At 63.6% G+C, this 19,703-nt stretch carries 31 protein-coding genes, 1 tRNA gene and 1 pseudogene; 8 read left to right on the forward strand and 25 right to left on the reverse strand.

Going from position 1 to position 19,703, the window contains the following annotated elements:
- The first annotated feature begins 60 nt into the window (after positions 1 to 60).
- Positions 61 to 1,164, forward strand: a complete 1,104-nt coding sequence (locus tag HWN36_RS10615; RefSeq protein ID WP_176789315.1) for a hypothetical protein — start codon at positions 61 to 63, stop codon at positions 1,162 to 1,164.
- 346 nt (positions 1,165 to 1,510) lie between these two features.
- On the opposite strand, the gene HWN36_RS10620 is transcribed toward HWN36_RS10615, so the two are convergent.
- The 7 genes from HWN36_RS10620 to cfbA form a co-directional block, all read right to left on the reverse strand.
- A tRNA-Glu gene (locus tag HWN36_RS10620) sits at positions 1,511 to 1,583 on the reverse strand.
- Between the two features lie 113 nt (positions 1,584 to 1,696).
- A complete protein-coding gene (locus HWN36_RS10625) occupies positions 1,697 to 2,518 on the reverse strand; it encodes a nitroreductase family protein (RefSeq protein ID WP_176789318.1) in 822 nt (273 codons plus the stop codon).
- A 48-nt stretch (positions 2,519 to 2,566) separates the two neighbouring features.
- The gene (gene ilvE, locus HWN36_RS10630) at positions 2,567 to 3,433 is read right to left on the reverse strand and encodes a branched-chain-amino-acid transaminase (protein WP_176789319.1); all 867 of its coding nucleotides are present in this window, start codon (positions 3,431 to 3,433) and stop codon (positions 2,567 to 2,569) included.
- Between the two features lie 47 nt (positions 3,434 to 3,480).
- Positions 3,481 to 4,860, reverse strand: coding sequence for a Ni-sirohydrochlorin a,c-diamide synthase (gene cfbB / locus HWN36_RS10635; protein WP_176789322.1), 1,380 nt, complete (start codon positions 4,858 to 4,860; stop codon positions 3,481 to 3,483).
- Between the two features lies 1 nt (position 4,861).
- Complete coding sequence (cfbD, locus tag HWN36_RS10640; protein WP_176789324.1) at positions 4,862 to 5,935, reverse strand: Ni-sirohydrochlorin a,c-diamide reductive cyclase catalytic subunit; 1,074 nt, start codon at positions 5,933 to 5,935, stop codon at positions 4,862 to 4,864.
- A 2-nt stretch (positions 5,936 to 5,937) separates the two neighbouring features.
- Complete coding sequence (cfbE, locus tag HWN36_RS10645) at positions 5,938 to 7,110, reverse strand: coenzyme F430 synthase (RefSeq protein ID WP_176789326.1); 1,173 nt, start codon at positions 7,108 to 7,110, stop codon at positions 5,938 to 5,940.
- Position 7,111: 1 nt separating this feature from the next.
- A complete protein-coding gene (cfbA, locus tag HWN36_RS10650) occupies positions 7,112 to 7,516 on the reverse strand; it encodes a sirohydrochlorin nickelochelatase (protein ID WP_176789328.1) in 405 nt (134 codons plus the stop codon).
- A gap of 153 nt (positions 7,517 to 7,669) precedes the next feature.
- Here cfbA and HWN36_RS10655 point away from each other — a divergent pair, with 153 nt between their 5' ends.
- From HWN36_RS10655 to HWN36_RS10665, 3 genes are read left to right on the forward strand one after another with little or no spacing between them, the layout of a single operon-like run.
- Positions 7,670 to 8,806, forward strand: a complete 1,137-nt coding sequence (locus HWN36_RS10655) for a methanogenesis marker 9 domain-containing protein (RefSeq protein ID WP_176789330.1) — start codon at positions 7,670 to 7,672, stop codon at positions 8,804 to 8,806.
- Entirely contained in the window at positions 8,778 to 9,599 is an 822-nt protein-coding gene (locus tag HWN36_RS10660) for a triphosphoribosyl-dephospho-CoA synthase (protein ID WP_176789332.1), read from the forward strand. The genes HWN36_RS10655 and HWN36_RS10660 overlap by 29 nt, the downstream gene beginning before the upstream one ends.
- Positions 9,587 to 10,141, forward strand: coding sequence for a DUF447 domain-containing protein (locus tag HWN36_RS10665; RefSeq protein ID WP_176789335.1), 555 nt, complete (start codon positions 9,587 to 9,589; stop codon positions 10,139 to 10,141). Before HWN36_RS10660 ends, HWN36_RS10665 begins: the two co-directional genes overlap by 13 nt.
- On the opposite strand, the gene HWN36_RS10670 is transcribed toward HWN36_RS10665, so the two are convergent.
- Positions 10,134 to 10,454 (reverse strand): YbjQ family protein, encoded by a 321-nt coding sequence (locus tag HWN36_RS10670; RefSeq protein ID WP_176789620.1) that lies wholly within the window; start codon positions 10,452 to 10,454, stop codon positions 10,134 to 10,136. The two genes, HWN36_RS10665 and HWN36_RS10670, sit on opposite strands and share 8 nt — an antisense overlap.
- Positions 10,455 to 10,459: 5 nt before the next feature.
- Positions 10,460 to 10,627: a hypothetical protein gene (locus HWN36_RS10675; RefSeq protein ID WP_176789337.1), complete on the reverse strand. Its 168-nt coding sequence runs from the start codon at positions 10,625 to 10,627 to the stop codon at positions 10,460 to 10,462.
- Between the two features lie 126 nt (positions 10,628 to 10,753).
- Between HWN36_RS10675 and hgcC the strand changes: the two genes are divergently transcribed.
- The 3 genes and pseudogenes from hgcC to hgcB all read left to right on the forward strand — a co-directional run.
- Positions 10,754 to 11,044 carry an HgcAB-associated protein HgcC gene (gene hgcC, locus HWN36_RS10680; RefSeq protein WP_176789339.1) on the forward strand — a complete coding sequence of 97 codons (291 nt, stop codon included), beginning with the start codon at positions 10,754 to 10,756 and terminating at the stop codon, positions 11,042 to 11,044.
- Positions 11,045 to 11,048: 4 nt separating this feature from the next.
- Positions 11,049 to 12,089, forward strand: a complete 1,041-nt coding sequence (gene hgcA, locus HWN36_RS10685) for a mercury methylation corrinoid protein HgcA (protein ID WP_176789341.1) — start codon at positions 11,049 to 11,051, stop codon at positions 12,087 to 12,089.
- Between the two features lie 24 nt (positions 12,090 to 12,113).
- Positions 12,114 to 12,422, forward strand: a pseudogene (gene hgcB, locus HWN36_RS12175) (mercury methylation ferredoxin HgcB); the annotation flags it as partial.
- 7 nt (positions 12,423 to 12,429) lie between these two features.
- Here hgcB and HWN36_RS10695 read toward each other — a convergent pair.
- The 9 genes from HWN36_RS10695 to HWN36_RS10735 form a co-directional block, all read right to left on the reverse strand.
- The gene (locus HWN36_RS10695; RefSeq protein WP_176789342.1) at positions 12,430 to 12,816 is read right to left on the reverse strand and encodes a type IV pilin N-terminal domain-containing protein; all 387 of its coding nucleotides are present in this window, start codon (positions 12,814 to 12,816) and stop codon (positions 12,430 to 12,432) included.
- Positions 12,817 to 12,883: 67 nt separating this feature from the next.
- A complete protein-coding gene (locus tag HWN36_RS12180) occupies positions 12,884 to 13,078 on the reverse strand; it encodes a hypothetical protein (protein WP_176789344.1) in 195 nt (64 codons plus the stop codon).
- Positions 13,079 to 13,114: 36 nt separating this feature from the next.
- Positions 13,115 to 13,351 carry a type II toxin-antitoxin system HicA family toxin gene (locus HWN36_RS10705; protein ID WP_176789346.1) on the reverse strand — a complete coding sequence of 79 codons (237 nt, stop codon included), beginning with the start codon at positions 13,349 to 13,351 and terminating at the stop codon, positions 13,115 to 13,117.
- The gene (locus HWN36_RS10710; RefSeq protein ID WP_176789349.1) at positions 13,329 to 13,544 is read right to left on the reverse strand and encodes a type II toxin-antitoxin system HicB family antitoxin; all 216 of its coding nucleotides are present in this window, start codon (positions 13,542 to 13,544) and stop codon (positions 13,329 to 13,331) included. Before HWN36_RS10710 ends, HWN36_RS10705 begins: the two co-directional genes overlap by 23 nt.
- Before the next feature lie 121 nt (positions 13,545 to 13,665).
- Complete coding sequence (locus HWN36_RS10715; protein ID WP_246269904.1) at positions 13,666 to 13,974, reverse strand: HepT-like ribonuclease domain-containing protein; 309 nt, start codon at positions 13,972 to 13,974, stop codon at positions 13,666 to 13,668.
- Between the two features lie 46 nt (positions 13,975 to 14,020).
- A complete protein-coding gene (locus tag HWN36_RS10720) occupies positions 14,021 to 14,332 on the reverse strand; it encodes a nucleotidyltransferase family protein (protein ID WP_176789351.1) in 312 nt (103 codons plus the stop codon).
- A gap of 425 nt (positions 14,333 to 14,757) precedes the next feature.
- A complete protein-coding gene (locus HWN36_RS10725; RefSeq protein WP_343044975.1) occupies positions 14,758 to 14,997 on the reverse strand; it encodes a type II toxin-antitoxin system HicA family toxin in 240 nt (79 codons plus the stop codon).
- Complete coding sequence (locus tag HWN36_RS10730) at positions 14,954 to 15,238, reverse strand: type II toxin-antitoxin system HicB family antitoxin (RefSeq protein WP_176789356.1); 285 nt, start codon at positions 15,236 to 15,238, stop codon at positions 14,954 to 14,956. Before HWN36_RS10730 ends, HWN36_RS10725 begins: the two co-directional genes overlap by 44 nt.
- A gap of 124 nt (positions 15,239 to 15,362) precedes the next feature.
- Positions 15,363 to 15,593 carry a hypothetical protein gene (locus tag HWN36_RS10735; protein ID WP_176789358.1) on the reverse strand — a complete coding sequence of 77 codons (231 nt, stop codon included), beginning with the start codon at positions 15,591 to 15,593 and terminating at the stop codon, positions 15,363 to 15,365.
- A gap of 36 nt (positions 15,594 to 15,629) precedes the next feature.
- On the opposite strand from HWN36_RS10735, the gene HWN36_RS10740 reads away from it, so the two are divergent.
- Positions 15,630 to 15,869, forward strand: coding sequence for a type II toxin-antitoxin system HicB family antitoxin (locus HWN36_RS10740; RefSeq protein ID WP_176789360.1), 240 nt, complete (start codon positions 15,630 to 15,632; stop codon positions 15,867 to 15,869).
- A 52-nt stretch (positions 15,870 to 15,921) separates the two neighbouring features.
- Here the strand turns inward: HWN36_RS10740 and HWN36_RS10745 are convergent, their stop codons facing one another.
- The 7 genes from HWN36_RS10745 to HWN36_RS10775 all read right to left on the reverse strand — a co-directional run bounded on the left by HWN36_RS10745 (position 15,922) and on the right by HWN36_RS10775 (position 19,691).
- Positions 15,922 to 16,566, reverse strand: a complete 645-nt coding sequence (locus HWN36_RS10745) for a DUF4276 family protein (RefSeq protein WP_176789362.1) — start codon at positions 16,564 to 16,566, stop codon at positions 15,922 to 15,924.
- A 16-nt stretch (positions 16,567 to 16,582) separates the two neighbouring features.
- Entirely contained in the window at positions 16,583 to 17,830 is a 1,248-nt protein-coding gene (locus HWN36_RS10750) for an AAA family ATPase (protein WP_176789365.1), read from the reverse strand.
- Positions 17,831 to 18,125: 295 nt separating this feature from the next.
- Positions 18,126 to 18,332 (reverse strand): type II toxin-antitoxin system HicB family antitoxin, encoded by a 207-nt coding sequence (locus tag HWN36_RS10755; RefSeq protein WP_176789367.1) that lies wholly within the window; start codon positions 18,330 to 18,332, stop codon positions 18,126 to 18,128.
- Between the two features lie 13 nt (positions 18,333 to 18,345).
- Positions 18,346 to 18,573 (reverse strand): HepT-like ribonuclease domain-containing protein, encoded by a 228-nt coding sequence (locus HWN36_RS10760; RefSeq protein ID WP_176789369.1) that lies wholly within the window; start codon positions 18,571 to 18,573, stop codon positions 18,346 to 18,348.
- 34 nt (positions 18,574 to 18,607) lie between these two features.
- Entirely contained in the window at positions 18,608 to 18,847 is a 240-nt protein-coding gene (locus HWN36_RS10765; RefSeq protein WP_343044976.1) for a type II toxin-antitoxin system HicA family toxin, read from the reverse strand.
- Positions 18,828 to 19,088, reverse strand: coding sequence for a type II toxin-antitoxin system HicB family antitoxin (locus HWN36_RS10770; protein WP_176789374.1), 261 nt, complete (start codon positions 19,086 to 19,088; stop codon positions 18,828 to 18,830). Before HWN36_RS10770 ends, HWN36_RS10765 begins: the two co-directional genes overlap by 20 nt.
- 117 nt (positions 19,089 to 19,205) lie before the next feature.
- Positions 19,206 to 19,691: a hypothetical protein gene (locus tag HWN36_RS10775; RefSeq protein ID WP_176789376.1), complete on the reverse strand. Its 486-nt coding sequence runs from the start codon at positions 19,689 to 19,691 to the stop codon at positions 19,206 to 19,208.
- Positions 19,692 to 19,703 lie beyond the last annotated feature (12 nt).

Genomic DNA, 19,703 nt, shown 5'->3' on the forward strand with positions numbered 1-19,703 from the left:
CCGGGTTCTCCACCACCCCTCTCCCCATGCCCGAATGGGCGTGGAACCTGTGAGGCAATCATGACGCGAATACCAGCACACGCAATCATCGCGGCGCTCATCATCGCCGCAAGCCTCCTGGTCGCCCCGGCGCTCGCGAGCGAGGGCGCCCCGTCGACGATCCCCCATGCCTTCTACGGGCAGGTCTATGGCCCGGACGGCTCGAATGCGCCCGCCGGGTCGATCATCGTCGCATCGGTGGCGGGGAACGAGGCCGGGACGATCCTGGTCGCCCCGGCCGGAGCGTACGGGACGGCATACGGCGGCGGTGCAAAACTCGTCGTCTGGACGCCTGCCCTGCAGTCGGGCGAGAACATCACCTTCTATATCGACGGCGTGCGTGCGGCGGAGTCGGCGCTCTTTGAGAGCGGCGGCGTCACAAACCTGACCCTGACGGCGAGCGCGGCCCTGCCGAAGGAGCGCCCCGGCGAGAGCACGACGCGGCCGGTCAACGCCACCGGCGGCCAGTCCGTTATCGTCGACGGCGGCGGAGCTTCGGCGGTCCTGACGACGACCGGGGACTTCCAGGGCGAGACAATCGTCTTCACCCTCTTTACGGCGGCGCCTGACGACCAGCCCGTCCCCCCGGGCACCCGTGACGTCGGCCGGTTTGCCGAGATCACGAGCACGATCGGGAATGACAACATCCAGAAGGTGATCGTGCGGGTCCACTACACCGACGCCGACGTCGTCGGGATCGATGAGTCCTCCATCCGGCTCTACTGGTGGAGCACGACCGGCGCCTGGGAGCAGCTCCCCGGCGGCGTCGACACCGGCGCAAATGTCGCCTGGGGCGAGACCGACCACTTCTCGACCTTCGGCCTCTATGGCGCGGCCTCGAAACCGGCGCCCGGCGGCGGTGGGAGTGGAGGCGCGGTCCCGGTCGTCACGCCCACCTCTACGGTCACCCCGGTGGAGACGACCCCGGTGGAGGCGATCCCCACCCTGGCTGACGCCCCTGAGACCGGAGCGCCTCTGGCGGCCGTGACCGGGACAACCGGAGCCGCGGCGCCTGTGGAGGGTGAACCGGATGCAGGAGCGGCCGAACCCCTCCCGGTGACCGCGGTCGTACTCGTTGTCGTTGCGATCGCCGCGGCAGGGTTCCTGCTGCTCCGGCGGATCTAATTTTTCTTTTTTTCCGGCGCGGAGTTTTTTGCGCCGGGGCTCCCGTACTTCGCTAAAATGGTTGAGACCGCCATCAGGAGATCAAACCATCAACTTCCCTTCGCGTATCTTCGCGACTTCGCGTGAGTTTTCCAGAAAAACAGGACAAAAAATCACGCGAAGAACGCGAAGAACGCGAAGTCCGGTGTCCGGGTGCTGCTAACGCCGTTCGACGTCGTCGCGCGAGATATCGGATGTCAAAATGAGAGAAGTACTGGGCTCTCAGTCAAGGAACGTCAGGTTCACGGGGAATCATTGCGTTAAAACTCGCAATCTGAAGTTGAAAAGAAGAGATATTCAGAATAAATGCTGCCATGGGGATTCGAACCCCAGTCGTCGGCGTGAAAGGCCGACATGATTGGCCACTACACTATGGCAGCAGAAATGCTATACTATATATCCGGATCCTGGTACTTAAACCTTCGGCCGGCGCCTGGCCGCTCTTATATGCCGGCCGCTCTCCCTCTCCCGGAAAAAGCGGGGTGCGCCGGCCTCATCGCCAGGTGACCCGCACCGGCTCCCGGCCGGGCACGCGGGGGAACCGGTACGCCGGGTAGCCCAGGGCCATCGCATACTGCGGCGCATGCCCCTCGGGCAGGGCGAGCGCCTCAAGAAGCGCCGGCGAGGCCGATGCCGCCATCTGGAAGAACCCGGCCCAGCAGGTTCCGAGGCCGAAGGACGGGGCGGCGACCTCAAGCCAGGCGAGGGCGATGATGCTGTCGGTGTAGGCCATCGGGTCCTTCGCATCGGCGTGGGCGACGACCAGGTGCGGGGCGCCCCGGCAGATCTGGTCCACGCCCGCGTCCCAGGTCCGCACCAGCACCCCGAAGAGATCGGTCATCGGGTGGCCGGCCCGGCTCGCCTCCCGCATCCACGCGATCGCAAGCCCCGCGAGGCGGCGCACCTCTGCCGGGTCGTGGACGACGAGCCAGTGGACCGGCTGGCCGTTCATCCCGGAGGGTGCGAACCTCACCACGTCGAGCAGGGCCTCGACCGTCTCCCTATCCACGCTCTCCTCCCGGTACCGGCGGACCGTCCGGCGGGCCCGCAGGTAGGCCGCAAGGTCCGCGGGGGCGATCGCCGCCGACCCGCCGGGAAGATGCTGCGGCCCGCAGGCCGGGTACAGGGCCAAGACCGCCCCGGCCGGGCAGACGGCCTCGCAGTGGCCGCAACGGCTGCACACCGCCTCGCCGCCGGGGACGAGGCGCGGCAGATCGTCGGGCCCGTCCTGCGCGATGATCCCCATCGGGCAGATCTCCATGCAGATGCCGCAGCGCGTGCAGGCATCGCTGTCAACGGTGATCGGATGGTCCATGGGTGATCGAATGGCAATAATCGGATAAAAAAGGATGGGGGGAGAACCTCAGAAGATCGGGGTGCCTTCCTTTGCGGTCACCGCAGAGAACCCGGCCATCAGCTGCCTGGTGACCGGGCCCGGGTGGCCGTCGCCGACGATCCTGCCGTCGATCTTCGTGATCGGCGCCACCTCGGCGGCGGTGCCGGTGACGAAGATCTCGTCGGCCGTATAGAGGTCGAAGTAGCCGAGGTTCCGCTCCTCGACACCGATCCCGAGTGAGGCGGCGACCTCGAGCGCCACCTTCCTGGTCACGCCCCTGAGGTTGTTGAGGGTATGCGGGGTGGCGATGACGCCGTCCTTGACGACAAAGATGTTGTCCCCTGAGCCTTCGGCGACATAGCCGTGGGTGTCGAAGAAGATCGCCTCGTCCCCGCCCTTGTAGTTCGCCTCGATCTTCGCCAGGATGTTGTTTAAGTAGTTGAGGCTCTTCACGTTCGGCGGGAGGGCCTCGGCCGGGTTCCTCCGGACGGAGACGCTGACTGCGGTGAGCCCCTTCTCGTAGAGGTCGCCGTACATCGCCCCCCAGCTGGTGGCGATGATGAAGATCGTCGGCTTCGGGCACTTCCGCGGGTCGAGGCCCAGGTCTCCTTTGCCCCGAGTGACGACCGGCCTGATATAGGCGTCCTTTAAGTTGTTTCGCCGCAGGACCTCGAGGAGCGCTTCCTTGAACTCCTCCTTCGTGATCGGGACCTTCATGTCGATCGTCTTTGCCGAGTCGTAGAGCCGGTCGATGTGCTCGTCCAGCCTGAAGACGCGGCCGTCATAGGCGCGGATCCCCTCAAAAACGCCGTCGCCGTAGAGAAGGCCGTGGTCGAAGACCGAGACCTTCGCCTCGCTCTCAGGGACGAACGCCCCGTCCAGGTAGATAATCATAAAGAGAGTATTGGCGCAGGATTGATATAGTATTTTATGGTTCGGCTTCAGGAACCCGGCCCCTGTCTGCACGCCTGGAGAAAGCCGCGGAAAAAGTCGGCACTCGCCGCCGGGTGGAGGTGCGTGTAGCTTGCCAGGGTCTGTTCGGTCACCGCCCCGTCCAGCGCCCCCTTAATCCCGGTGCCGCGGGAGAGGGTGTAGGCAAACCTCGTCTCGGGCGCGAGCCGCACCTCTGAGTAATGGAACTCGTGGCCCCGGAACGCCCCCGCGCCGAAGGGGCACGCACCCCCGGCCCGCCCCTCCACGTAACCGAGGGTGCGGTGGGCCGGCATCCCGGTCTCGCCTGAGAAGACCCCGCACATGGTGCAGGTCTCCTCCTCTTCCCGCCCCTGCCACCCGGCCCGCAGGACCAGCCGCTCGGTGAGATAGATGAGCCCGCCGCACTCGGCGTAGATGGGCACGCCGTTTTTCGAGGCCTCCTTCAGCGCCTCCCGGCACCGGTCGTTCGCCTCGAGCGCCGCGGCGTGCATCTCGGGATAGCCGCCGCCGACGATGTAGCCGTCGGCCGCGGGCAGGGGGTCGTGGACCGGGCTGTAGGTGAGGATCTCGGCCCCGCCGGCGTGCAGGACGTCGAAGAGGTCGTTGTAGTAGAAGTTGAAGGCCTCGTCGTAGGCGACCGCCACCGTGACGTCGGCCTCGTGGGTCCGGGCGAACGGCCCGGCGGCGCCGACAGAGCGGTAGTCCTCCATCAGGGCCTTGAGGGCGTCGAGGTCGATGTACGAGCCGATCACCTCTTTCACCGCCCGGATCCGGTCGAGGAAGTCGCCGCTCTCCTGGCCCTCGCGGTACGGCACCAGCCCGAGGTGGCGCATCGCAAGTCGCATCTCCTCGCTCTTCGGGATCGCTCCGATGACCGGGATGTTGCAGAAATGCTCGACCGCCTGCACGGTCTTTCTGCGGTGGCCCTCGCTGCTGATGTTGTTGAGGATCACGCCGACGATCCGCACCTTCGGGTCGAAGGCGGCAAAACCTTTCACCAGGGCGGCGGCGCTCCTGGTGATGCTCCGGGCGTCCACGACCAGCACCACCGGCAGGTCGAGGGCCTTTGCGACCGAGGCCGTGCTCCCGGCGTCGCCGATCGCCTCGGCCCCCTCGTAGAGCCCCCGTACCCCTTCGACCAGGGCGATCTCCGCACCCTTCGCCCCGTGCTCGAAGACCGCCCTGATCAGGGTCGGGTCCATCACGTAGCTGTCCAGGTTCCGGCACGGGCGCCCGGTGACCGCCGTCAGGTACGAGGGGTCGATATAGTCCATCGCCACCTTGTAGGTCTGGACCGGCGCCTCCTGCGCCAGGAGGGCGGCGACGGCCAGGGTGATGCTCGTCTTTCCGCTGCCCGAACGGTCCCCGGTGACAAGGAGGGCCTTCATCTCATTCACCCCGGGCGATGCTGCGCACGACGGCCCCGAACTCGCTCTCGACGATCGAGCGGACGCCCAGGGTCTTGGGGTGGAGGTCGACCTCGACGACGACGGCAGCGTGCCCCATCTCGCGGAGGGGCGCCACCTGCCGCGGGCCGTTGGTGACCGAGATCACCTCGACGCCCTCCGTGTACTCCGGCGGGACGGCGTGGGGGACGCCGACGATGAGGGCGAAGTCGGGCTCTATCTCCCGGATCAGCTCGCCGATGGCGTCGCCGTTCGCCCCGTACTCGTCGAGAGCGCCGAGGAGTTTGGGCTCGAGCCCGGCCTCCCGCATCCCCTGGAGGACCCGGGCGGCATCGGCCCGCACCTTGGGCAGGCCGCGGTCCTCGAGGTTGGCGATATACGTGATCTCGGTGTTGGGGCAGGCATCATGGAGGGCGAGCAGTTCGTCGGCGAACATATAGGCGGTCTCCTTCTTGGCGTTCATGATGGCGACGCCCCGTTTTCCCTCTTGCGCCAGGTCGATGAGGCGCCGGGCGGCGACGTGCTTGAGGTCGCCGCGGGAGGGTTCGATGTAGGAGCGGGAGGCCGCGCCCCGCAGGCGCTCGACCTCGTTCGCCGCCGCGAGCAGCCGCCGCTGCCGTTCGAGTTCGTCGGCGCTGATCCAGCCGATCGCCGCCGCCGGTTCGAGGGCGGCGAGCACCCCCTGGATGTTCTCCCTGAAGCCGGCGTGGATATCGATCGCGATCGTCGGCGTTGCAACGCCCGACCCTTCGATCGCCGCCTGCAGGTCCTCGCCGATGATCATCGAGACGCAGGTGCCCACCACGGCCATCCGCTTCGGGTGAAAATCTTTCTCGGCTCCCTTGAGCACCCGCTCGAGCACCGCCTGCCCGCCGAAGATGAACTCGTTGTCGGCGAGGGAGGTGGTCAGCACCCGCATGCCGTCCTCTTCGAGGAGGCGGGCGTGCTTGAACGAGCACCCGGACGGGCCGTGGAGGATCGCCACCTCCACCTCGAGGTCCCGGGCGGTGTACAGGGCTGCGACGATTGAACTGGGCCTTGGCTGTATGTAATCCATGGTTATCTCCATGTCTTGACGGCGAGGACGACCGCGCCGCCGTCGTTTGCGATCTCTTCTGCGATGCCGGCACCTTCTGCAAGGTCTCCGGCCGGTATGCCCTCGATCTCCGGGTAGTCGCCGACGAGCACCACGCGGTCAGGGCGTATCTCGTCGATCGCCCATTTCACCTCGTCTGCCGGGAACCCCTCGCAGATCGTCTGTCCCTCGGTCCCGATGACGAGAACGAGGGGGCCGCCGCCGGCGAGGGCGCGGGCATATGCGGCGGCAGCGACCGCCGTCTCCCGGCAGGTGCCGCTGTTGGCATTGTCGACGATGACCTTCCCGTCCCGCCGGGCGACGGCCATCCGGCCCTCTAAGGGTGCAAAAGCGGCGAGGGCCGCGGGGTCGGCGCCGAGCAGGCAGGCCGCCGACGCCGCCATCTGGAGGGGCGTTTTGTAGCCCGGGAGCGCAAGAAGAGGGTTCTCGAACGATCCCTTGATCTTCCCCCAATGGTAGCGGCAGAGCGTCCCGGTGACGGCGGCGATCGTGTCGGCGGCGCAGGCGCCGGGCAGATCGGTCCCGGGAGGGACGAGCACGTCGGCGCACCCGCTCATGGACCTGATCTTTTCGGCAAGGGCGCGCCTTTTCCCTGCGGCACAGGGGTAGTCCCCGGTCGAGGTGAGAATGGCGAGGTCGCCAGCCCCGGTGACGCCGAGGGACTCCTCGGCGACGAGCCAGCCGCCGATACGAGCCGCCTCCTCGGCCGCCGGGAGCACCGAGGCCGGCGTGATGGAGCGTTTCCAGAGGGTGACGCCCTCAGGATAGCGCACCGTCCCCATCGAGGTGTGGAGGATGCCCGGGCCGGGCAGCACCGAGGCGAGGGCGGTCGCCGTCGTCGTCTTGCCGCGCGCGCCGGTGATCTCGATCATCCGGGCCGGGCGTTTCCCGGCGAGGATCATCCGCACCGCCTCGTGGTGGGTGATCCTCCGGGGCGCCGCAGAGAGGAGAGGATAGGCCGGGTCGAGGTGGACCGGCGCGGTGACCAGGTCGTAGCGGCGCCGTGCCACCTCTCCGGCGGGTATTCCTTCGCGTCCCCGGTAGACGTCCACCATATCGACGGCATGGCCTGCCCTCTTCAGGGCCTCTGCGAGGGCGGCGCCGCCGTGGATGGTGTCGAGGACGAGGATCTTCATCTCAGGAGTTCGACCGGATCGCCGCTTCGGCGTTCTTGACCATCAGGTCGGCGAGGAGGGGGTCGCCGCCGATCGGGTCGGCATAGACGAGGGGGATCGCTCCGGTGGCGTGGGCGAAGGTGCCCTTCTTCGCACCCTCGGGCAGGCCGAGGAGTTCGGGGATGTCCTGGAGGATGTGGACGCCTTTTGCCAGGAAGAGCGGCACGACGACCAGGAGGTCGATCTCGTCTTTCCTGAATGCGTCCAGGGCCTCGTCGACGCTCGGTTCGTTCATGGACATAAAGCCCGGCCTGACGAGGTACTCGGGGTGCTGCCTGGCGATCAGCGCTGCCGTGCTCTCGATGAGTTCCTTGTTGTAGGGGAGCTTGCTGCCGTGGCCGACGAGTAACAATCCAGTTCTTGCCATATAATACTGTGTACAACTTTCAGATCATAAAAGTATTACGAATCAGGCCCCTCGCCTCTCCCTCCCTGAGGGGAGCGGATGATGGGGTGCGCCCACCCCCGTGCCGTGGTGACCAAAGGACTTTGTGATGGTGGGGCCAATCTGGATGAAATTATGATCGATAGCTACGAGCGCTGCGGACTGATCATCAACGGTCAGGTGGTCAGGACCCCGGTTGCGATTGCATCCATGGCCGGGATGGTGGACGCCGCCTATGTGCTCGCCCGGGCTGACCATATCGGCGCCGCCTTTATCGGCGGATATTCTATTGACGAGGCCACGATGGAGGCGAGCCGGCAGATGGCCGCCGAAGGGCGGGCCGAGTTCCTGTACGACGACCCGATCGCCGCGCTGCGCACAGAGGTCGGCGCCCTGGAGGGGAGCGGGGTCGTCACCGGCCTCAACCTGCGGGGGAGTTGTCCTGCCTCCTATGCGGCGATTGCCGACGCGATCGGGGACGGCGTCGTCTACGAGATCGACGCCCACTGCCGGCAGCCGTTGATGACGGCGGCCGGGTGCGGCGAGAGCCTGCTGAAAACTCCGCACCTTCTTGCCGAGACCGTTCGCGCCCTCAAGGGTTTCGACGTCACCGTCTCGGTGAAGATCCGGGCCGGCGTGGCAGCCGACGACCGGCGCCTGGCCCGCCTGCTCTGGAAGGCCGGGGCCGACATCATCCACGTGGACTTAATGGACTTGGGCTATGCCCGCCTGCGGCAGATCCGGAACGCCTGCCCGCTCACCCTCATTGCGAACAACTCGATCACCTCGTTTGACCGTGCGATGGAGATGTTCTCCCATGGGGCCGATATGGTCTCCCTGGCGCGGCGCTCTGACGAGCGGACCCTGGCCGGGATCGACGCCGCCATCTGCCGGAAGGCCGACGAGACCGGGTGGTACAACGCCCCCAAACAGCTCTGCCGCGGCGGGGACGTGCGGTCCCTGACGTTCTGCTGCATGCCGGTGAAGCGCTGCCCGCTGCTTCCCTTCCTGGAGCGGATCGACCTCTCGAAGGAGGAGTATGTGCGGATCAAGCGCGAGGCGGCGGAGGGCACGCCCCTCGAAGGCGGCCGGACGACCTGTTTCGGCTCCCTTGCGTGGTGCTGCAAGTCGAGTTCGCCCTGCATGCTCAGGGAGGTGGCGATGAAGGAGGCCGGCCTGGACACCCCGGCGTACATGCGGGAGAAACGCCTTCTTTCGGAAAAAATCATGGAGCGGGTCTTCGATGCAGTGCCGGACGATCACGAGGACTGAAGCGGCGCAGCTGGCGATGGTGCTGGAGGTGACCGCCTCCCCCAAGCCCGGCAACGTGGACCGGGGGCACGACTACCCCGACACCCGCCTCGAGCACTTCCTCGCCTCGGCGGTCTTTGCCCGGACGGCGCTGGAGCACGCCGAAGAGGGCGAGGAGGGGATCGGGGCCCTGATCGAGGCGGCGGTGCAGGACACGAACTGCCACGCCGGCGGCAACACCCATTTCGGGGCGTTCATCCTGCTGATCCCGCTCGTCATGGGTGGGGATGCAGCGCGGGGATTCCGGGCCGCCCGTGCGACCACGGTCGAGGACGCCGTCGCCTTCTACCGCGCCTTCTCGGCGACGCAGGTGCGGGTGCTGGAGCGGGACGAGATCGACGTGAACGATCCCGCGGCGGCCGACCTGCTCCGCGAGCGGGGGATGACCCTCTACGATGTGATGGCCTACTCCGCGGAGCGGGACATGGTGGCACGGGAGTGGACAAACGGGTTTGCCCTCTGCACCGAGACGGCCGACCGTCTCATCGCCCGCGGCACCGGGAGAGAGGCGATCGTGCGGACGTTTCTCGATATGCTCGCCGCCTATCCCGACACCTTCATCGCAAAGAAGCATGGGCCTGCCGTCGCTGAGGAGACGATGCTGCGGGCGCGTGAGGTGCAGGCCGGACGCCTGGCCCTCTCGGTCTTTGACGAGGAGTGCCTGGCCCGGGGGATCAACCCGGGCTCCCTGGCCGATATCATGATCGCCGGGATCTACCTCGCCCTGCTGGAGGGGTGGCAGTGGGACTGCTGAGGGAGGGGATCAACGAGGTGATCGCCACAACAAGGGACAACGCCGCCCCGATGGGGATCATCTGCCGGAACGGCGCCCTCTCGATGGTGCTCTTCAAGGGCTCGCACACCGAGGCGAATATCCGCCGGGACGGCTGGGTGGTGGCGAACGTCACCCATGACCCGGCGGTCTGGGTGCGGACGGCGTTTGCGGACCTGCCGGCCGACGCCTTCGTCGAGATCGAGGCCGGCGGCCGTGCGGTGCAGCGGCTTGCCGCCTGCGAGGCCTGGGCGGCGTTTGCGGCGACGGTCAGGCACGAGACCGCGGAGACGTATTTTGTCGCCCTCGAACCCCTGGGGGAGGGGGTGCTCGACCTGGCGGTGCAGGCGCACAACCGCGGCTTTGCCGGGATCATCGAGGCGACGGTGCATGCCACGCGCTACGTGATGGGCCGCGACCCTGCCCTGAAGGCCCTGATCGACCACCACCTGGCGATCGTGCGGAAGTGTGGGGGGCCGCGGGAGCGCGAAGCGGCCGCCCTGCTGGAAGAATATCTTATGTGACCGGCGCCAGCGTCACCGCCGTGCCGTAGGCGAGGAGTTCTGCCGCCCCCGGCGCCGTCTGCGAGGTGGTGAACCTGACGTTGACGACGGCGTCGGCGCCCATCTTTTTTGCGGCGTTTTCCATCCGGTTGATCGCCTCAAGCCTGGCTTCGGTGAGCATCTCGGTGTAGGCCTCGAGTTCGCCGCCGACGATGCTCTTGAGGCCGGACATGATGTCTTTGCCGATGTTTTTCGACCTGACGGTGTTGCCGTAGACGATGCCGACGACCGTGGCCGTGTAGCCCGGTACGGTTTCTGTTGTGGTGAGGATCATCTCTTTCACTCCTGGACCTGCTCGATCCGGTCTTCCCGGTTCCGGAATATGATGAGGGCGATTCCGATCAGGATGAGCGGGACGGCATAGATGAGGAGAAACGGGAAGCCGAAGGGCAGGAGGATCGCACCGAGGAGGATCAGCCCGAGGCCCCATTTCACCTGGCTCTTCATACGTATGCGTGGGGGGCGGGGAGATGATAAGATCGCCGTGCGCGAGTTATGGGAAATTCTCTGATTTTTCTGATCTTTCTGATAATTCTAAATACTCTGGCGCGCCACGTTCCTGCGGGAATGCTCATGCCACGAAATACTCCTGGTGACGAATTGTGTTCGCCCGACGGCCTGCCGTGCAGGTGCAGCGCCGAATCGCTCTGCACGGTTGAGGCGGTGCTCAGCGTGGACGAACGGGGACAGATGGTGCTCCCCAAAGACGTGCGCGAGAAGGCGGGGATAAGGCCCGGCGATAAACTCGCCCTGATCTCCTGGGAACGGGACGGGGAGGTCTGCTGCCTGGCGCTGATGAAGACCGGGCGCCTGAGCGGCATGGTGAAGCAGGTTCTCGGGCCGCTGGTGGACGGGACGGCGTGAGGGGGTGGCGCAGACGGATTGCGATTGCTGCCCGGAGAGCGCCCCGTGTGACTGCACGCAGGTGGTCGCGGAGGTCAGGACGACGGACAGCCTGATCACGCTCGCCCACCGCCTCGACCACGCCCTGGCGCGCTGGGGCGTGGACCGGATGGGTCACCGGGTGGAGCCCGGGCTGTACAGCCTCGGCCGCCCCACGCCGGCGTCGCCGGTCTTTGTCTCGGCGAACTACACCCTGAGTTTTGACGCCCTGAGGTCTGCCCTGGCCGGCCATGACGGGTATATCCTGGTGCTGGACACCCGCGGGATCAATGTCTGGTGTGCCGCGGGCAAGGGGACGTTCGGGACCGACGAGGTGGTCGGGCAGATCGCACGCACCGGGCTTTCGTCGGTGGTGGCACACCGGACGCTTATTCTTCCGCAGCTCGGCGCCCCCGGGATCTCGGGCCACGAGGTGCTGCGGCGCTCAGGTTTCCGGGTGACCTTTGGGCCGGTCCGGGCCGCCGATCTCCCGGCGTTCCTGGCTGCAGGGACCGCCACTCCTGAGATGCGCCGCGTCCGCTTCCCGTTCGCCGACCGCATCGTGCTGGCGCCGATGGAACTGGTCCATGCGGCGCTGCCCACCCTCGCCGGCGCCGTCCTCCTCTATCTCCTCGCGGGGATGCCGGCGGCGCTTGGAGCGGTCGCCGCCGTCCTTGCCGGGACGGTGCTCTTCCCGGCCCTGCTGCCCTTCATCCCGACCCGGGACTTCAGCACGAAAGGGCTCATTCTGGGCGGTGTCGTCGCCCTGCCCTTTGCGTGGGCCGTCTCCGGCGATCCGGCTCTGCCCGGGTGGGCGAACGCCCTTCTGGCCCTTGCGCCCCTGCTCCTCATGCCGGCCGTGACCGCATACCTCGCCCTCAACTTCACGGGCTCGACGCCGTTCACCTCGCGGACCGGCGTGAAACGGGAGATCTTCAGGTACGTGCCGGTCATGGCGGCGATGACGCTCTCTGGCGTCGTCCTGGTCCTGCTGCTGGCCGCCGCCCGCCTGACGGGGGCGATCTGAGCGTTCGACTCGTACGGAGAGAACACGCTCAGGTACCACCCGGAGCGCTGCTTCAACTGCCGGCGGTGCATTGAGGTCTGCCCCCATGGCGTCTTTGCCGCCGGCGACCGCCGCGTAGCGTGCGTCAGCCCGGAGAGGTGCATGGAGTGCGGGGCGTGCGCCCGGAACTGCCCGGTGCAGGCGATCGAGGTGGAGAGCGGGGTCGGGTGCGCCTGGGCGATGATCGGGGCGGCCCTGCGGGGGAAGGATATGGACAGCGGTGTCTGCGGGTGCGGGGATGGGGCGTGCTGCGGTGGCGGCCAGGAGGAGCCCTCCTGCTGCGGTGAGCGGTGAAAAGAGATCAGAATTGTTTTTCCAGGATCATCATCTGCGTCCCGTCGGTGAACGAGGCCGCGAGCACGATCCGCTGCCCGGCGACGCTGCTCGTCGAGGTCGCAACGGCGCCGGCCGAGGGCGAGGCGCTGAATAGGTGCTCGGCCGTGCCGTCCTGGTAGACGAGGGAGATCCCGGTGACGGTCTTGAGGTCCTCCCCGCCCTGGATGGTGAAGGTCGCCGTCCCGTCGTCGTTTTTCTCGCCGACGACGCTCACGAACTTCATCGTCTGGAGGTCGCCGGTCATGCTCAGGACGGTGCTGGCGGTGACGGCGGCGAGGATGACGGCGAGGGCGACCATCAGGATGACGCCGAGGACCTGGGAGACCGCTTCTTCAGGGTGGTGCCGGTTCATCTGCAGTTTTCTGGTGGGAGGGCGGGCGTATCTATAGGTGTCGATCTGCGTCCATAGAGGGGCCGTTTCAGTCTGGTCCCCGTATCATTTTCTGTGCCCCTGCACGTTCGAGGGGCTCTTCGTCGTCGGCTTCATGGATGAACTGCGCAAAACCGTAGTCTTCGAGAATGGATTCGATCTGTTCGAAGGTCGAGAGGTCGATGATGACGCCGACCGGTGTGTTTTCTTCGGCGATTACGTACTGATGTTTGATATTAGACACCTGCACCTCCCCGTTGCGCACACCAGTATATCCCGTCTACGCTATTTCATCCAGGATCTGAAGGAACTGGTCTTTTGTCAGGCCGGTCTCTCTGATGATTGTTCGAAGGAGTCCTCTGCCTATTTCTTCCCCTTCATGGACCGGAACAACGGTCATGCTTCCATCGGGGTGCTTGAGGATGACGTGACTGCCTCGCTGTCGGATCGGTTCAAAACCCATGTGCTGGAGGGCCAGGACGATCGTTCTACCGTCAGCAGCCCTCAACTTCGACAAATTGCACGCCGATAAATTCCCGGTGATCGCCGCTTTCTATGCCGCTCACCTCGATATAGAGGGTAATCGCCTCTTTTATCCGTTCCATCAGTTCGTCGATGCTTTTCGCCTGTGTGTGACACCCCGGCAGAGCGGGAACGTTTCCGACATAATAGCCGTCTTCGTCTTTTTCGATCACGACACCGAGCTTCATGGATCGTTCACGTAAGGTTCATCGATATGTTCTCTTATAACAGTATGGTCAGGGCCGCGTCGCTCAGCGGCCGCCGATGAGGCCGGAGATCTGCAGGCGATGCCGTGACTGTCGTCGTTGATCACAACGCCCGATCCCCTTCGCTCTCAGGTACCATGGCGGCCACCATACGCTCAAGATCATTTATCAAGGGTGGGAGGTCGGATGTTACGGTGTCCCAGACGATATCGTAGTTCACGTCGAAATATCCGTGGATCAAACGGTTTCTCATGCCGATCATTGCACTCCAGGGTATTTCGGGGTGTCTCTCGCGAAGATCCGGCGAGATGAGTTTTGCCGCCTCGCCGATGATTTCGAGGAGGCGGACGACGGCAAAACCGAGCATCTCGTCCTCTTCCAGGTCTTCGCGTCTGCGGTCTTCAAGGAACAAAACCGCTCATTTCGCGGCATCGAGGGCATGCCTGAGGGGAACAACGTCATCCTTCTGCATAGCAGACCTCGGCGGCGGCAAGGACGTCGTCCCTGAAATAGCGGCTCAGATCCTGTGGGGTGAGGAGATCGATCTCCTTTCCGCCGAAGGCGCGGGAGAGTTCCTCCCGGATCGCAAAGAGCCGAAAGAATCCGGGGGTGTAACCTTCTTCAAACTCCACGAGGCTGTCTATGTCGCTCTCTGGCCGGAAGTCCTCCCGGAGCACGGACCCGAAGAGGGAGAGTTTCCTGATATGGTGCTTCCTGCAGATCCGCCCGATATCGTCATAGGGGACGGGGACGTGCGGCGTGCCGGTCATGACGGGTCACCTGTGTTATTCGGGTCGTATCTCCTGATTAATCCTTCGCCGGCGTGATGGCGGCTGTATCGTCCTCCTGTTCTGTTCGGGAGACGTGGGCATCTGGCCGCCTTCGATCGCACGCGAGGGCAGATCGGTCCACCTTTTCGTGCACCGCTCAGGGTCGCGGTCCCGTTAGATGGGTGTTGTGTCCCTGCTGTCCCGGGATGCATGATCAGATGGTGGGACCGATATTCTCTGCAAAAAATCGCCTGATTCGCCGGATGCCCCCTATGCTCCGGGATATTTTTGCCTGTCCCGGCTGTCCCGCCTGTCCCGGGTAAAATCGAGTTCGCACGTTTTTGTGCGAACGTGTCCCTCGCACGCGGGATAAAGGGATCATCCCGGGACATTCGATCTTTCAGATCGAAGGGTTCAGTGGCCTGCTATCTGCTCTCCAGGGAGGTCCATTCTTCCCGCGAGATCCCGGCATGCTTCAAGATCCGCATCAACAGGTCCACACCGATCTCCTTTGTGTGCGGGTTCGGGATGGTGAGGACCAGATCGTCCCTGATCATGAACGGGTGTTTGCCCCCGGAATATGGTCCTTCGAATCCGAAATTTCGGAGGTTTCGAACGAGATCACTCCATGATGCCGGCCGGATCGTATGATCCGGCATCGGCATCCATCCTGGTGGTCTCCCGGATGGTGATCCCGTCGATCGGCGGGATGGGCATCCCCCTCCTCAGCCTGATCACGAGCCAGTCGTCGATGACCTCGGCCAGGCGTTCCCGGCACGCTTCGAGTGTCGTGCCGGTGGCCCAGACTCCAGGCAGTTCGGGAACTTCGCCGTAGTAGGGTTCGTCGTCCTCGATGATCTCGTAGCGGGCATGGTGCATCGCCGCCGTGATGTACTCGATGATCATGTGCGGTCAGGGATGACTTTGGTTCCGGAGGGAGATTAAGGCTTTGTCCGGGGCGGGCTGAGATGGCCCGCATGAAAGGGTGAAGGACTGTAGCATGAGATCGTCGTTCCACGATTCTCAGGAACTATCCGGAGAGGCGGATTCGTCCTCCCCGTCCTTCCCCCTGCCACACAAACCACGCCACCGCAAAGACGAGCGGCACCCCGACCGGGACGCACACCCCGGCGGGGCCGTGGAAGAGAGGGCCGTAGTGGGCCACGCAGGAGGCGAGGGACGCTGCGCCGGCCCCGGCGACCAGCGGGGCGACGGTGAGGCCGGAAGGGTGCAGACAATCCTGTTGTAGCCGTACTGCCAATGCTTATATCGGGTCGGTCCCAGATATCGCGCTGGTATGAAATTCACCATTATCCTGGAGCGAGACGAAGAGGGGCGGTATGTCGCGGAATGTACCGACCTGCCGGGGTGCATGTCCGAGGGCGACACCGCCGAGGAGGCGATCCAGCATATCAACGAGGCGATTCCGGGGTGCATCACGTCCCGTCTCAGGGTGGCGGCCGGTTCGGTTCATCTGCCGCCGGTGGACCGCACGGTCACGATCTCGCTCGACATTTCCGGGCCGACCTATGCCTGAACTGCCCCGTGAATCCGGGGATAAGCATGTTGCCGCCCTGAAACGTCGGTGGTCAACCAGGTTTGGGGAAACGACTATCCCCCGCAGGTGATTGCCGGATGCATGCCTGTATCCCGGTGTAAAACGATTGAAAACTTTTCGACCGATTTCTTGCCGGGATCATCATTCTGGATATGTTCGATGCAACTTTCGTTTTCTGTTGAGGCCCGGGATACCCGGCCTGTTGAAGTACGTGTTCGAGTGCCTCCCATGTGTCGGCGATCGCGTCGGGGTCTCGATATTTTTCTCTGGTGCCCAGGGTTGAGGGTATCCCGGGATATGCAGCGGCAAGGGCATCAATGTCACCGAAAAACCAGGCTTCAAGTTCTTCTATTGCGATTCTATTTAAAACCTGGAATGTACCGTCATAACGGGGCGAACTCTTTGTTGAGAGTCCTGCCCCTCCCGCGATCTCTTCCAGTTTCCTTTTTAACAGGATGCAGTCATCGCGATCTCTGTCAACCAGAACAACGATGGTATAGTCTGGCGGGATCCACTTTTTATAGCCGCGTAATCTCTGGGGTAGTTTGTTTAGAATGTCTTTTTTACCGTTATATGGGTGAATGCCGAACGAATCTTCGTTTCGTATTATGTTCGGGAGGATATTTTCCAGCGCGACGCGTGCCGATTCTTCTTCGAGGAGGATTTCAAAATGCATCGGATCACGTTGTATATTACGCCTGTTCGGCCTGCTCAGCATGTTTCAAGTGGCTCTGGAGCCGTTCTGGATCATCAAACGGAAAATATTCTTCCATCCAGAGATCGCCTAATTTCGCACCCTCTTCGACAAACTCCCTGATCCCTCTCACGTCCGATGCCCGCCGGGCCTGTGTGTATCCCTGAACATTTCGGTAGAGGACCCAGACCTCGTCTGGAGCGAGAGCGTTCACGAAGATCGGCGAATGGGTGGTCACCAGCACCTGGGTCCTGGTTGAGGCGGCCCTGAACTCCTCGGCAAGCACCGTAAGATGACGGGGGTGCAGCTGATTCTCAGGCTCTTCGATGCCGATCAACCGGGGCGGCTCCGGGTCGTTCAACATCGTAAGATAGGCGAGCATCTTCATTGTTCCGTCTGACGCAAATTTTGCAAGCACCGGTTGTTCGAACGGGGCGTCTTTTATCTGGATGAGAAGCCTGCCGTCAGCAAGAAGGACTGCATCGACCTTTTCAAGGCGAGGGATCCTCTCGGAGAGGGTGGCGAGAATGGTATTAAGCGTGCCCGGGTGCTGCTCCTTGAGGTACTGGATCACGTTGGGTAAGTTGTCACCGATCGAAGAGAGATGTTCCTGGGGGCCGGCCTCAGGCAGACCTCTCATTGCATCCGCGCTGAGATATGAGAGATACCAGTCTGTGATGAAGCGGCGAAGAGCGCTGACGCGAGGGTGCTTTGCAAGTTGCCCCAGGGTGTTTACTGCGAGATATTCCGGGGAGTCAAGTGTTTCCTGTCTGCGTTCATCCTTTTCATCGGGTCTTTCACCGGTGATGACTTCGCCGGCGCCGCTCCTGAAATCAAGAAATTTAAATGGCTTCCCACTACGTTTTCGGCGCCATTGAAGCCACTCCTCGGCGACGTACGGGCCTTTTGTGTCTTCGCCGATTGCGATATGATAGGTGATGAGGGGATCGTCTGGCTGCTCTCTGTATTTCAGTTCGATGACGATATCCCCTTCCGATCCCCGTGTTCTGAGCTCTTTGAACCTGCCTCTTTTATCCCATGCCCTTCGAAGACCGATGGTAAAACATTCCGAGAGGAATGCAAATACATCGAAAATGGTTGATTTTCCGCTCCCGTTGGGACCGAGAAATACGGTGAACGGCTGGAGGTCTTTGAGTTCAAGGTCGTGGAGGGCGCGATAATTTTTCACCTTGAGGTATTCTATTCTGGGCGGATGAGGGTAGGAGGGATGGTCGGGTGTGTGCATGGGAACTCCATGGTGTGCGGCGATCGAATGGTCGTCTGGCCGGGATCTTTTGATGGTATCGTTTGGACGTTCTGATAAGAAACGATAGTGGAGTTCTTCTGCTAAATAATTTCTGCGTTAATTGCCGCGGCCAGTAAACCTTGTTTTTCGGGTTCGGGCCTTCTCCTCTCCAGCCGGCCCGGCCGTTTCCAGGATCCTATGACGTCCTGTCTGCCTGGGTGTGGTGCGACCGAATGTGTGGAAGGTCCTGACCCTCCGTTGAGCAGGAGATGAGGGGGAGTTTCGCCCTGGCCAGTTACACGGAGACGTCGATGACGCTGCTTTCTCCCTGCCGGTGTGCCCGTTCGTTGAGCACGGCCACACACCCGGCGATGGCGTCCCCGATGTTTTCCAGCGCCTCTTCAAGGGTCTCTCCCTCGGAGTGGCAACCGGGGAGTGCGGGGCAGCTGACGGTAAACCCGCCGTCTTCGGGGTCGGGCGTGACGACGACTTTGAAGATCATAATCAGATGATTATTATCGATGGTATTGGATAATGGTTTGGGAACACCCGTTTGGGAAGGCACTGCCTGCTCTTTGAACCGGATGCTTGATCAACGACGCCCGATCCCCTTTGCTCCCGGACCTCCTGGCGGCCACCAGATGCTCAAGATCATCTATGATGGGTGGGAGGTCGGATGTTGCGGTGTCCCGGAAGATATCGTATTTTACGAAGAAATATCCGTGGATCAATCGGTTTCTCATGCCGACCGTCGCACTCCAGGGTATTTCGGGGTTGTTATCTCTCCTCCGACAATACCCATTCCTCCCGCGAGATCCCGGCCTGCTTCAAGATCCGCATCAACAGGTCCACACCGATCTCCTTTGTGTGCGGGTTCGGGACGGTGAGGACCAGATCGTCCCTGATCATGAATGGATGTTTGCCCCCGGAATATGGTCCTTCGAATCCGAAATTTCGGAGATTTCGAACGAGATCACTCCATGATACCGGCCGGATCTTATGATCCGGCATCGGCATCCATCCTGGTGGTTTCCCGGATGGTGATCCCGTCGATCGGCGGGATGGGCATCCCCCTCCTCAGCCTGATCACGAGCCAGTCGTCGATGACCTCGGCCAGGCGTTCCCGGCACGCCTCAAGCGTCGTGCCGGTGGCCCAGACTCCAGGCAGTTCGGGAACTTCGCCGTAGTAGGGTTCGTCGTCCTCGATGATCTCGTATCGGGCGTGATGCAGCGCCGCCGTGATGTACTCGATGATCATGTGCGGTCAGGGATGACTTTGGTTCCGGAGGGAGATTAAGGCTTTGTCCGGGGCGGGCTGAGATGGCCCGCATGAAAGGGTGAAGGACTGTAGCATGAGATCGTCGTTCCATGATTCTCAGGAACTATCCGGAGAGGTGGATTCGTCCTCTCCGTCCTCCCCCCGCCACACAAACCACGCCGCGGCGAAGACGAGCGGCACCCCGACCGGGACGCACACGCCCGCGGGGCCGTGGAAGAGCGGGCCGTAGTGCGCCACGCAGGAGAGGAGGAACGCCGCCCCGGCCCCGGCGAGGAGGAGGGCGACGGGCCGCTGGCCCTTCTCATACCACCTGACGATCAGGAGGCAGGCGGCGGCGATCAGGAGGAGGGTGCCGAGGGTCCAGAGGAGGATCGCGAGGGCCGAGCGGCCCCCGATCAGGCCTGAGGTGACGTAGGTGATCTCGCGCCAGAGGGGGATCCATGATATACCATGGATGGTGTCCTGGTACAGGACGAGGGGGAAGCGGAGGCCTGCGCCCATCCAGTCGCCGATCGTGAAGACGGTGAGCGGGGCGAGGAGGCAGGCGGCCAGGAGGCCGAGGGTGCGTGGGGGGGTGTTCATCAAGTCACCAGA

Origin of the sequence: Methanofollis tationis, assembly GCF_013377755.1 — an archaeon.
Taxonomy (GTDB): domain Archaea; phylum Halobacteriota; class Methanomicrobia; order Methanomicrobiales; family Methanofollaceae; genus Methanofollis; species Methanofollis tationis.